Source organism: Dactylosporangium sp. NPDC051541 (assembly GCF_044454505.1).
Classification (GTDB): Bacteria; Actinomycetota; Actinomycetes; order Mycobacteriales; family Micromonosporaceae; genus Dactylosporangium.
In genome coordinates this window covers 559,940-571,261 of sequence record NZ_JBITDU010000003.1, presented here as the reverse complement: position 1 = coordinate 571,261, position 11,322 = coordinate 559,940, and the positions used below count along the sequence as shown (strand labels likewise).

12 protein-coding genes are annotated in these 11,322 nt (G+C 70.4%); 9 read left to right on the top strand and 3 right to left on the bottom strand.

The window, feature by feature from the left end; genetic code table 11:
* Positions 1–98: 98 nt before the first annotated feature.
* From ACIA8L_RS16725 to ACIA8L_RS16710, 4 genes are all read left to right on the top strand, one after another.
* Positions 99–1,322, top strand: a complete 1,224-nt coding sequence (locus ACIA8L_RS16725; protein ID WP_395905185.1) for a VWA-like domain-containing protein — start codon at positions 99–101, stop codon at positions 1,320–1,322.
* A gap of 337 nt (positions 1,323–1,659) precedes the next feature.
* Complete coding sequence (locus ACIA8L_RS16720) at positions 1,660–2,394, top strand: hypothetical protein (RefSeq protein WP_395905183.1); 735 nt, start codon at positions 1,660–1,662, stop codon at positions 2,392–2,394.
* A 125-nt stretch (positions 2,395–2,519) separates the two neighbouring features.
* A complete protein-coding gene (locus ACIA8L_RS16715; protein WP_395905181.1) occupies positions 2,520–2,975 on the top strand; it encodes a PaaI family thioesterase in 456 nt (151 codons plus the stop codon).
* 290 nt (positions 2,976–3,265) lie between these two features.
* The gene (locus tag ACIA8L_RS16710; RefSeq protein WP_395905179.1) at positions 3,266–3,391 is read left to right on the top strand and encodes a hypothetical protein; all 126 of its coding nucleotides are present in this window, start codon (positions 3,266–3,268) and stop codon (positions 3,389–3,391) included.
* Position 3,392: 1 nt separating this feature from the next.
* Here ACIA8L_RS16710 and ACIA8L_RS16705 read toward each other — a convergent pair whose 3' ends face one another.
* Positions 3,393–4,208: a hypothetical protein gene (locus tag ACIA8L_RS16705; RefSeq protein WP_395905177.1), complete on the bottom strand. Its 816-nt coding sequence runs from the start codon at positions 4,206–4,208 to the stop codon at positions 3,393–3,395.
* Here ACIA8L_RS16705 and ACIA8L_RS16700 point away from each other — a divergent pair.
* Positions 4,197–5,063, top strand: coding sequence for a LysR family transcriptional regulator (locus ACIA8L_RS16700; RefSeq protein ID WP_395905175.1), 867 nt, complete (start codon positions 4,197–4,199; stop codon positions 5,061–5,063). The genes ACIA8L_RS16705 and ACIA8L_RS16700 overlap by 12 nt on opposite strands.
* A 324-nt stretch (positions 5,064–5,387) precedes the next feature.
* Here the strand turns inward: ACIA8L_RS16700 and ACIA8L_RS16695 are convergent, their stop codons facing one another.
* Entirely contained in the window at positions 5,388–6,509 is a 1,122-nt protein-coding gene (locus ACIA8L_RS16695) for an amidase family protein (RefSeq protein WP_395905173.1), read from the bottom strand.
* A gap of 689 nt (positions 6,510–7,198) precedes the next feature.
* Here ACIA8L_RS16695 and ACIA8L_RS16690 point away from each other — a divergent pair.
* The 4 genes from ACIA8L_RS16690 (at position 7,199) to ACIA8L_RS16675 (ending at position 9,622) form a co-directional block, all read left to right on the top strand.
* On the top strand, positions 7,199–8,197 hold the full coding sequence (locus tag ACIA8L_RS16690) for an LLM class flavin-dependent oxidoreductase (protein WP_395905171.1): 999 nt from the start codon (positions 7,199–7,201) through the stop codon (positions 8,195–8,197).
* A 22-nt stretch (positions 8,198–8,219) separates the two neighbouring features.
* Positions 8,220–8,615 (top strand): hypothetical protein, encoded by a 396-nt coding sequence (locus tag ACIA8L_RS16685; protein ID WP_395905169.1) that lies wholly within the window; start codon positions 8,220–8,222, stop codon positions 8,613–8,615.
* Positions 8,616–8,771: 156 nt separating this feature from the next.
* Positions 8,772–9,284, top strand: a complete 513-nt coding sequence (locus ACIA8L_RS16680) for a GNAT family N-acetyltransferase (protein WP_395905167.1) — start codon at positions 8,772–8,774, stop codon at positions 9,282–9,284.
* Positions 9,285–9,289: 5 nt separating this feature from the next.
* Entirely contained in the window at positions 9,290–9,622 is a 333-nt protein-coding gene (locus ACIA8L_RS16675; RefSeq protein ID WP_395905165.1) for a DUF952 domain-containing protein, read from the top strand.
* 432 nt (positions 9,623–10,054) lie between these two features.
* Here the strand turns inward: ACIA8L_RS16675 and ACIA8L_RS16670 are convergent, their stop codons facing one another.
* Positions 10,055–11,059, bottom strand: coding sequence for a GNAT family N-acetyltransferase (locus tag ACIA8L_RS16670; RefSeq protein WP_395905163.1), 1,005 nt, complete (start codon positions 11,057–11,059; stop codon positions 10,055–10,057).
* Positions 11,060–11,322 lie beyond the last annotated feature (263 nt).

The window sequence follows — 11,322 nt, the reverse complement described above, 5'->3', positions numbered from 1 at the left end:
ACAGGCACGGCTCGAACAGGCACGGCTCGAACAGGCAGGGCTCGAACAGGCGGGGCTCGAACAGGCGGGGTGCGAACAGGCCGGGTGGGGACCAGGCGGTGGACGTGTTCGATGAGGAGAAGCTGTTTTCGGCGCGGTTGTTTGCGACGCGCATGCGGCCGTACCTTGCCGCCGCGCTCTTTGCGCTGCATCCGGTCCCGTCGCGGCTTGTGCCGACGATGGGTGTCGACATGTACTGGCGTTGTTACGTCAACCCGGCGTTCGTCGACGCCACGCCCCTTGAGGAGCTGGCCGCCGTCTGGGTCCATGAGGTGTCGCACCTGCTGCGCGACCACCACGGGCGCGGGGACCGGGTGGCTGCGCGGGACGGGCTCGACGGACCCGGTGACCGTTTGCGGATGAACATCGCCGCCGACTGCGAGATCAACGATGACGCGTTCGGCTCGGGGCTGCCGACGCCGGCTGGAGCAGTACACCCGGAGCGTTTGCAATTGCCTTTGGGACAGCTCATGGAGGAGTATCTGCCGCTGTTCCGGCTCGGGCCCCACACGCAGGACCATGTCTGGCTCGACTGTGGCAGCGGGGCCGACGGGCTGGAGCGGCCGTGGGATCTCGGGCCGGACGGGGCGCACGGGCTGAGCACGCAGGAGCGGGACGCGGTACGGTTCCGGGTGGCGGAGGGCATCCGCGGTGCGCCCGGCAGCGCGCCGAAAGGCTGGAAGCGCTGGGCGGAAGAGGCTTTCCACCCGGCCCAGCCGTGGCGGCAACTGCTGGGAGCGGCCGTGCGTACAGCGGCCGCGAGCGCCGGTGTCGGGGACGACTACGTGTACGGGCGGCCGGCCCGGCGCAGCGCCGCACTGCCCCGTGTGGTCCTGCCGAGCCTGCGCCGCCGCCCGCCACGGGTGTGCGTGGTCATCGACACCTCGGGCTCGGTCAGCGACGACGAGCTCGGCAGCGCGGTCCTCGAGGTCGCGGCGATCACCCGGGCGGTCGGCGGGCGGCGGGACCTGATCACGGTCGTGCCGTGCGACGCCGCCGCGCACCTGGCCGTGCCGCTGTGCCGGGGCGAGGGGATCGCGCTGCTCGGCGGCGGTGGAACCGATCTGCGGGCCGGGTTCGATCGGGCGCTGCGGGAAAGCCCGCGGCCGGACGTGGTGGTGGTCCTGACGGACGGTCAGACGCCGTGGCCGGTCCGGCAGCCGCCGTGCCGGACGGTGGTGGGGCTGTTCCCGCGGGAGCATCGCCGCACGTACCGTGAGGACGACCCGGACTACCGGCCCGACGCTCCCCCGGAGTGGGCGAAGGTGGTGACAATCGGCTGACCTGCCGCGCGGCCGGGCCTGACATACTGCCCGCGTGACGTCGCCGCAGTATGACCCGCTCCAGCCGCAGCAGCCCGCTCCGCCGCCGGGGCCGCACGCGCCGACGCCGCCCGCCTCGACCGCGCCCTGGGCAGCACCGGCGTCACCGGTGCCGGGCTCGGCATCGATCGCACCTACGCCCGGGCCGCTCCCGGCGGTCCCGTCGGCGCCACCGGCGTCCGCGCCACCGGCGTCCGCGCCACCGGCATCGGCGCCACCGGCGTCGGCATCGGCATCGGCGGCGCAGCCGGGTCAGCCGGCGCTGCCTGGCCCGGCCACGTCCCAGCAGTCGGGACAGTTGGCAGCGAATTTTCAGCAGCCGACGACCGCGTACCAGCCGGGGACCGCGTACCAGCCGGGGCAGCCGGCGACCGCGTACCAGCCCGGGTCGCCGGCGGGCACGTACCAGCCGGTGGGGGCGCCCGTGGCCGCGTACCAGCCGCCGCGGGCGACGCCGTTCCAGCCGCGGACCGGAACGCTCCTGGCGATCGTCGGTGGCCTGTTCGCGCTGTGCCTGCTCGGCGGTACCGCAGCCGCGTTCATCGTGGAGAAGGGCCTGCCGGACGTACTGCCGACGGGCCTTTCGCACCGCCAGCCGCAAGACCCGTGCAAGTTGCTGGACAAGAACGCGTTCGGCACGGACCTCGGCGCGCCGCTGGAGAAGTCCGCGAAGGGCGCCGACGGTGTGTGCAACTACACGTTCAAACACGATTCGCGCAGTCCGGAGGCGACGGGCAACCGGCTCGAACTGTACGTGGAAGTCAGTTCCGGCGCTGCGGCGAAGTTCGAGGGGGCGCAGCAGGCCGGGATGTCGCGGCTACCCGTCGAGTGCGGCAAGCGCGCGTTCGCCGGCCACAAGGTCGACCCGGCGGCCGAGAACGCCGACGCGATGCTGTGGTGCCTGGACCAGGACGCTTACCTCAGATTCACCTTCCACGGGTACAGCCACGACCGCTTCAACGCCCTCGAGCTCGACGAGATCATGGCCAAGCTCGGGCGTACGGCCCTGGGCAACGTCCCCACGGGGAAGTAAGGAAAGATCATCTATGCCCGGGCCGGCCGCAGGAACCTTTCCGGCCGAACCCGGGAGGAGTATTCACGCTCCGGTTACCGGCCGGTAGGATGCGGTAGGGCCGCCACCAGCGCTAACGTCCGGGCATGGACGCGACCGAACTCGCCCGGCAGCTGCTCGGCCCGATCCCCGCGCACCTGACGCTCGGCCTCGAGGTCGTGCGGGCCGCGGACGGGGAGGCCGAGGTGGCCGCCGAGGTACCGTACGCGCTGACCAACGTCATCGGCTCGCTGCACTCCAGCGGCCTCATGACGCTCGTCGACGCGGCCGGCCTGGCCGCGCTCATCGGCGCCATCGAGAAGCCGGACGACTTCGCCGGCGTCATTCCGCTGGGCGCCGCCGCCGAACTGCGCTTCCTCGCGCCCGCGCGCGGCCGCCTCGTCGCGTCGTGCCGCCTCGAGGCCGAGGAGCTGGCCGGGCTCAAGGCGCTGTTCGCGGGCGAGGCGGACGTCGCGCGGGCGATGACCGAGGCCGAGATCCGCGACGCGGACGGTGAGGTCGTGTGCCGGGGCAGCTTCGACTGGAGTCTGCGGCGGCGGTAGGTACTGCGATCTACCGGTGGCCAGGCTTTCCCCGGTCCATGGCCGCTCGAGGATCATCGCCTGGAACCACCGGGCCTGGCGCTTCTGGGACCGCTCCACAGTGGACTAGCACGTCATGCACGTCATGCACGTCCGGCACATCATGCACGTCATTGCACGTCCGGCACATCATGCACGTCGGGCACGTCGGGCACGTCAGGCACGTCCGGCACGTCCGGCGGCGTCATACACGTCATGCACGTATGCACGTCATGCACGTCGGCGCGCCCGGCGTACCGCAGAGTTCGCCAGTGATCCTGCGCAATGCGACGGACCTCGACCATGAGCCAGCCGAAGGTGCGGATGCCCTCGAAGCCCAGCGCCTGCTCGAAACCTGCACGTCGTGGCCGGCGCTGCGAATGCCGTGCCCGCAGTGACTCAGACCGCCGCCGTTTCCCGAGCCGCTCCCACGGCCACCGCCGCCTCGGCGAACGCCCTGATCACGGCGTGCACGCGGGTGCCGTCGCCGGCGAGTTCGGGCTGGAACAGGGTACCGACCAGGAACGGATGCCCGTCCAGTTCCGCCACGCGGACCTCACCGTCGTCGTCGTGCCCGGTGAAGCGCAGCCCGTGCGCCTCCAGCACCGGCAGGTATGCGCGATCGAGTCCATGTGAACAGTGGTACCGCTCGACTGAACGCTCGACGCCGAAGATACGCTCAGCCAGACTGCCTTTGCGCAGGTGTACCGCACCTTCATGACCGACGAGCGAGCAGGACAACGGCACGATGACGGGCCGCTCGGCGTCCGGTTCGTTCTCCGCGTGAGCCGCGTCGCGGACCCCGGCGACGTCGCGGATCATCTCCAGCATCAGGTGCTGGAAGCCGCCGCAGGTGCCGAGGAACGCGACACGATACTCCCGGGCCGCGCGGACGGCGGCGAGCGCGCCGACCTCCGAGCGATACGGCGAACCCGGAATCAGCCAGATCCCGTCAAACCCGGCCAGTGCCGCGGGATCGACATCCTCGGATGGAATCCAGTACGCGTCGAGCGCGAGCCCGTGCTGCTCGCGGAGCACCTCGATGAGGCCGGGGATGCGGACATGGGAACGGACATGCGAGGACCGGTCGCCGACAAGTGCGATCCGGGCGGTGCGAGTCGTCGTCATGCAAAGAGCTTGCGATGTGCACATGAAATAAGTCCAACGACTGTTTATGGTACTGACATAAGGAACGATGATGTCGTGGAACCCCATCTGCTGCGCACGTTCGCCGCCGTCGCCCGCCTCGGTTCGTTCTCGGCGGCCGCGGACGAACTCGGGTACACGCAATCGGCCGTGTCGCAACAAATCGCCGCGCTCGAGCAGGACGTCGGGGCCGCCCTGCTGCGCCGCCGCCCAGTCGCCCTCACCGACGCGGGGTCCCGGCTGCTGGAACACACCGGCCCGATCCTGCTGCGGCTGGCCGCGGCCCGGGCCGACGTCGCCCGGTTGTCCGGTCCCCCACCGGCGGCAGTGGTACTGGGAGCGACCCCGCTGTCCGGTGTGGACGTCACCGCACTGGTCGCCGTGCAGCGGGCGATGCCGCGGGTGTCATTCACGCTGCACGTCGCTGGTCGTTCGGACATCGCCACCCGCGTCGCCGTGGGCACGCTGGACCTGGGCCTCGTGGACGGGGTCACCGCACCGAGCGACCCGCTGTCCCTGCCGGACACCGGGCAGTTGTCCACTGTGGTCGTCGGTGAACGACCGGCCGTCGTCGCGCTGCCGGTGTCCCACCCCCTCGCGGGCCGGCGTGGGCTCCGGCTGGCCGATCTGGCCGATGCGGTGTGGCTGGACGCACCCGAGGTCGCCACGCCGCCGGCACAGTTGCGGGCGCTTGCACGGGCGGAAGGTTTCCGGAACGGGCTCGCCTATCCTGGTACCGATGCTGCGGTCTTCTGGGCATTGATCGCGGCCGGTGCCGGGTTGGCGCTGGTGCCGGAGCCGGCTTTGACCCCGGGCCTGCGCGGCGTCCCGGTGACCGAGCCCCGCCTGGTGCATCGCACGGACCTCGTGCACGGTTCGCTCACCACGCCGGCCGCGGCGGTGCGCGCCGCGTTCACACCCTGACCATCCGGCGCGCAGGCTGCGCAGGCTTCGAGCAGGGTTGGGCCGACTCGAACGTCGCCTCGCGCAGGGTTGGGCCGGCTGGACGTCGCCGCCTCGCGCAGGGTTCGGCCGACTCGAACGTCGCTACGCGCGGTCGGCCGCCTGAGCAGCACGGCTTCGTCGAACACGTCAACCGCCGCTGCGGGTTCGTGCACTCGACCGGCCGTTACGAGCGCGAGCTGACGCCCGAGTGTCGTCGAGCGCACCGTCCACCGCCGCGCGTTCGTGTACTCGGCCAGCCGCACCGAGCACGAGCCGACACCGCCAAGTCATCGGGATCGAGGGTCAGGCCGCCGGGAAAGCGCTGGCGACGAGGTCCAAAAGTGCCCGGTCACGGCCCGGTGGGGCGACCAGGGCGATCCCGGCCGGCGGCGTGGAGCCGGTGGGGACGGAGACACTCGGCAGGCCGTACGCGCTCGCCGGCACGGAACACCGCAGCGTCTCCCGCCGCCACTGGTCGCGGCCGGCCAGCCCCAGGTTGCGCGCGTGGCCGGGGCCACCGGCGGGCAGTACCAGCCAGGAGTCGTCGCCGAGCAAGTCCAGCAGTTCGCCGCGCCAGGCCGCGATGCGCGAACGTGCGTCCGCTTCCTCGTCCGCGCTCACTTGTGCACCGAAACGGAACCGGGCCTCGACGTCACCGGCAAGGCTGCGCGGATGGGTTTCGACCCACCACCCGTGGGCCCGCCAGGACTCGGCCGCCTGCACCCGGCGGAACGCCAGCAGCAACGGATCGGGATCGTCCCACGTGGACAGGCTGATCTCGCGGACCGGCCGGCGGAACTGGGAGACGGCTTGCGCAGTACCCCCGAGGGCAAGAAAAGATTTGGGAATCGTCGGCGTTTCCGGAGGCAGGAGCACGTCACCCACCGCGGTGAGCGTTTGCGCATCGCGGGTGATCCACCCGACAGTGTCGAACGACGGCGCGAGCGGCATCACCCCATCCGCGGACACGGCGCCGTGCGTTGGGCGAAACCCGAACAGTCCGCAGCACGAGGCCGGGACCCGGATCGATCCGCTCGTGTCCGTGCCCAGGCCGACATCGGCGTGACCGGTGGCGACGGCCGACGCGGGGCCGCTCGAGGACCCGCCCGTGACGAGGTCCGGAGCGGCCGGATTGGGCGGCGCACCATAGTGGACGTTCGCGCCGGACAGTGAGTACGCGAATTCGTCGGTGTGCGCAATACCTTGCACGACCGCACCCGCGGCGCGCAGCCGGGCGACGGCCGGCGCGTCCTCGGCGACCGGAAGGGCCTCGGCCAGCCAGGCCGGATTCCCGGCGCCGACGGCGAAACCGGTCACCGCGAACAGGTCTTTGACCGCGAGCCGCACGCCGTCCAGCGCCCCATGCCCGGTGGCCGGCGCCAACGGCATGCCCTTGACCCGCCACACAGTGGGGTCAGCTGTCACGTTGAGCAGGGTACAAACGCGCAGGCCGGCTTGTCACCAGTTGCACGGCACTGTCATCGGAGCGGGCAGTCCGGTGTCGCTCGGTGTCGTTCTGTGTCGCTCGTATCGCTCGATGTCGCTCGCTCATGTCGGAGTCGCAGTCCGGTGTCACTCGGTCACGTCGGGGCGGTCGACGTCGTGAGCGTGTACGTCTGAACGGTCAACGTCGTGAGCGATCTACGCCGATTCTGCCCGCCGAGCCGGGTGGATGCCGCAGTCGGCCATTGCGGTGATCTCGCCTCTGAGCCGGGCCGACGCTCCGGAACCGACTCCGGTCCAAGCTCCGTCCGAGCTCCAGCTCAACTCCAGTTCCGGCTTGGCTCCGTTCCAGCCCCGGCCACGGCTCCGTTCCGGCTCCAGCCCCGGCCACGGCTCCGTTCCGGCCACGGCCACGGCCACGGCTCCGGCTCCGGCTCCGGCTCCGGCTCCGGCTCCGGCTCCGGCTCCGGCTCCGGCCGCATCGTCGCAGCCCGTAACCTGCAAGACGAGTCCGGCGCGCAGCAGCGTCAGTTCGTGTCTGCAACGTTCTGTGCGTTTACGTTGTCGATGTGCGGTAGTCCATGCCGGACAACCGCACCCAATGCGTCCTAGGATCCTAGTTGCATCTTCCATGGGAATATCTTTGCGAAAACGCGTGTTGACCTTGGTCTGTGAGTGAAATTCCGCTTTCAGTGCTCGATGTCGCGCCCGTGGCCGTCAATGGATCGACCGGGGAGGCGCTGCGGAACACCACCGAGCTCGCCCGCCGGGTCGAGGCGCTGGGGTACCGCCGGTTCTGGGTGGCCGAGCACCACAACATGCCCGCCATCGCCAGTTCGTCGCCGGCCGTCCTGCTCGCCCACCTCGCCGCCGCCACCTCCACGATCCGCGTCGGGTCCGGCGGCGTCATGCTGCCCAACCATGCTCCGCTGGTCGTCGCCGAGCAGTTCGGCACCCTCGAAGCGCTGCACCCGGGCCGCATCGATCTGGGCATCGGCCGCGCACCCGGCACCGACCAGTACACCGCGCTCGCCCTGCGCCGCTCCATGGAAGGGCTCTCCGCCGAAAACTTCCCCGAGGAGCTGCAGGACCTCATCGCCTACTTCGAGGGCGGCACCCGCATCCTCGCCTCCCCCGGCAAAGGCTCCAAACCCGACGTCTGGCTGCTCGGCTCGAGCGGATTCAGTGCACAACTGGCCGGCTTGCTCGGGCTACCGTTCGCATTCGCGCACCATTTCAGCGCTCAGAACACGCTGCCGGCGCTCGGTTTGTACCGCCAGAACTTCCGCCCTTCACAGTGGCTGCAGGAGCCGTACGCGATGGTCGCGGTGAGTGCGATCGCCGCCGAGACCGACGAAGAGGCCGAGTTCCTGTCCGGGCCGAGCGCGCTGTCGTTCCTGCGCCTGCGCTCCGGGCGCCCCGAGCCGATGGCCACCCCTGAGGAGGCGGCCGCGTACCAGTACAGCGACCGCGAACGCGAGTTCGTCCTCTCCCGCCGCGAAGGCCAGGCGCTCGGCTCGCCGTCGACCGTCCGGCAGCAGCTCAGCGACCTGCTCGCGGCTACACAGGCCGACGAATTCATGCTGACGTGCATGGTGTACGACATCGACGCCCGGGCCCGATCGTTCGAGCTCATTCGCAAGGAAGTCGCTCCCGCCCTGAGCAAGTGATCTTCCATCATCCGGTCGTAACATGCAGCCGCCGAACGCAACCTGCAGCCCCCGCTGGGCATACGTGCAGCGCGCCGAACGCGACCCGCAGCCCGCCGAACATAACGTGCAGCCGCCGAACATGTCCCGCAGCCCGCTGGGCGTGATGTTCAGCGCGCTAAACGTCTCCCGCAGCGCGCTGAACATGACGTGCAGCCCGTTGCACATGACGCGCAGCAAGTCGAGCATGGCGTGCAGCGCGCCGTACGCGACCTGCAGCAGGTCGAACATGACGCGCAGCGAGTCGCACATAACCCGCAGCCAGCCGAACGCGACCTGCAGCGAGCCGCACGTAACGCGCAGCCCGCCGAACATGACGCGCGGCGCGCTGAACGTGACGCGCAGGCCGCTGACGGTGACTTGCAGCCGCCGAACGTGACTTGCCGGGAAACGTGCGGCGGCGCGCGGGGCGGGACATCGACGGGCATGGCGGCGCGCGGTAGCGTCACGCGATTGACGGCGTGACGCCGGATGGCGTGGGGCGTCATCTTCGGCGAAGATGGCTGGCGATCTTGCGGTCGAGAGGTGGGGGCGTGTGAACAACAAGACCTGGGTGCGGCTGCGGCCGGTGGTCGAGGGGGACCTCGCCATGTTCCGCCGGTTCGCGACCGAGCCGGGGCTGGCCGGCTCGGCGTGGACGGGCTACCAGGAGCCGAACGGGCCGGCGCGCCGGTTCGCCAGCGACGGGTACCTCGGCGCCGAGGACGGCCGGCTCATGGTCGAGGCCGACGAGACCGCGGCCGGATTCGTGCAGTGGTTCGCGATCGGCTCGGGCCTGGCGCAGTACTGGGGCATCGGCATCGTCCTGCTCCCCGAGTGGCGCGGCCGCGGGGTCGGCTGGCGGGCGCAAACACTACTGTGCGACTACCTGTTCGCCAGCACCCCCACGCAGCGCATCGAGGCGCGCATCCAGCCGGAAAACATCGCCGAGCAGAAAGCGCTCGAAAAGGTCGGTTTTCTGAGCGAGGGCATCCTGCGCTCAGCCGACTTCCGCGACGGCGCCTGGCGCGACGTGCTCGTTTATGGCCGAATCCGCGGCGACCGGTAGCACCCATGCCCTCGCCGATCTACAAGATCCTGCTGCCGGCCGAGTGGGCCGCGTTCGAGGCGACCGGCTCATTCGCGGGCTCGCCGCTCGACCAAGCCGACGGATTCGTACACCTGTCAACGAGCGAACAAGTCCACCGCACGGCGACACGCTTCTTCGCCGACGAGCCCGACCTCATCGTGCTGTCCATCGACCCGGAACCGTTCGGCGAGTCGCTCAAATGGGAAACCAACAACCACGGGACATTTCCGCATTTGTACTCCCATTTGCCGATGACCGCAGTGAGCAAAATCCGCCACGTAACCGACAAGGCCGACCTGCTGGGACTGCACGACTGAACACAACCCCACCGCACACCTCACTCATACTCGCCAGCTCGGCCGCCCGCGCCGCGCGACCACCGCACCCAAACCACGCAAAGCACAACCACGCACCCCGCACCGCCTGCACCGCCCGCACCCTCGCCCATGCACGCCGCCCACGCCGCGCTACCACCACATCCCTAACCGCGCGCCCTGCGCATTTCATGCACCGTGCACCGCGCGCATCGACCGAACGTGCATTGGCGTTCGGCTGCATTTGGACGCGCGAAGCTGCAGCAGGGACAACTACACAACAGCGGCAGCGGACGGCGACGGCAGACGCGAACAGCGACAGCCGACGTGGACAGCGGACAGCGGACGTGGACAGCGGACGTGGACAGCGCACAGCGGACGTGGACAGCGGACGGCGACAGCGACAGCGACGACTGCCCGGGCGAGCGTCGGTGCTCAAACGCGCGAGGTCAGATCCTGTTCGAGGACCTGGCCCGGCCATTCGGCACCGTCGGGCAGCGTGACGGTGAAGGGGGCGGTGGCCGTGAAGCCCTGCCGCTCGTACCATCCGACCAGCGCTCGGTCGTCGCCGCGATAGCAGTCGACGCGCAGCAGCGGCAGTCCGCGGTGCAGTGCCAGTGAACGGGCGTGGTCGAGCAGCGCGCCGCCCAGGCCCTTTCCGGTGTGAGTGCGGCTGGTGACCAGGAGATTGACGTAGAGCTCGGGGCCGGATGCCGCCGGCACGTGGTCCGGTGCGGCACCGACCACGAGCGCGCCGACCGGGCGGCCGTCGAGGTCGGCGATGTGCAGATGACCTTGCGGTACCCAGGCGGCCAGTGCGGCCAGTCGGCGCGGATTGGTGGAGTGCGGCTCGGTGCCCCACTGCCCGGTCCGGCCGCGCGCGGCGAGCCAGGCGGTCGCGGCGTCCAATAGGGCGAGCACCACCGGGATATCGCGCAAACCGCCCGTCCGAATGCGCACGGGGGCTGCGGACAGCGCAAGCTCGATCTCATCGTGGATGTCGATTCGATACTCCCCTTCGACCGGGATCGCCGGCTTGATCAGCCGCCCGCGGTCCGCGGCGCCCGGGTGCACGGCCGTGATGTGCATCCCCCGCCGCTGGTAGAACCGCAGCGCGTCGACGTTGTCGTTGGTCGTGATGAGCCAGACGCGGCGCAGCCCCAGCGCGGCCGCGACCTCACGGGCCGCGGCCAGCAGCGCGGTACCCACGCCGCCGCCGCGTTCGAGCGCATCCAAGGAGACGACTTCCAGCCCGGCGGGTCCCGTGTCGTACGTCAGCAGTCCGGCCGGCCGCCCATCGCCCCCGACCGCCATGAGCGCCGGGAGCGCGGCCGCGTCCCGCGCGACCCCGCCGACCACGACCCGGCTCTCGCCCCACCTTTCGATCAGCAGTTCACGCATCCAGGTCCGGTCAGCGTCGTCGACCGCGCGCACCATCATGCCCGGAACCGTAACGTCCGCACCGCTCGCGCAACGGCTTGCCCGCAGCGAACACCCAGTACGGTAACGTCCGCACCGCTCGCGCAACGGCTTGCCCGCAGCGAACACCCAGTACGGTAACGTCCGCACCGCTCGCGCAACGGCCTGCCCGCAGCGAACACCCAGTACCCCCGTCGCCTGCAACAAACGCGCATTTCGCTGCACCTATCGCTCTCAAACGGCCGTTGCGATCCGAACGTTTGGAACATCAACAAGGACCTCGA

What these genes read in the sequence shown, in the direction of transcription:
- ACIA8L_RS16705 (WP_395905177.1), bottom strand. Translation starts at nt 4,208, where the DNA reads ATGGGGTTCCACGACATCATCGTTCCTTATGTCAGTACCATAAACAGT.
- ACIA8L_RS16715 (WP_395905181.1), top strand. Translation starts at nt 2,520, where the DNA reads ATGGACGCGACCGAACTCGCCCGGCAGCTGCTCGGCCCGATCCCCGCG.
- ACIA8L_RS16670 (WP_395905163.1), bottom strand. Translation starts at nt 11,059, where the DNA reads ATGATGGTGCGCGCGGTCGACGACGCTGACCGGACCTGGATGCGTGAA.
- ACIA8L_RS16675 (WP_395905165.1), top strand. Translation starts at nt 9,290, where the DNA reads ATGCCCTCGCCGATCTACAAGATCCTGCTGCCGGCCGAGTGGGCCGCG.
- ACIA8L_RS16685 (WP_395905169.1), top strand. Translation starts at nt 8,220, where the DNA reads ATGCAGCCGCCGAACGCAACCTGCAGCCCCCGCTGGGCATACGTGCAG.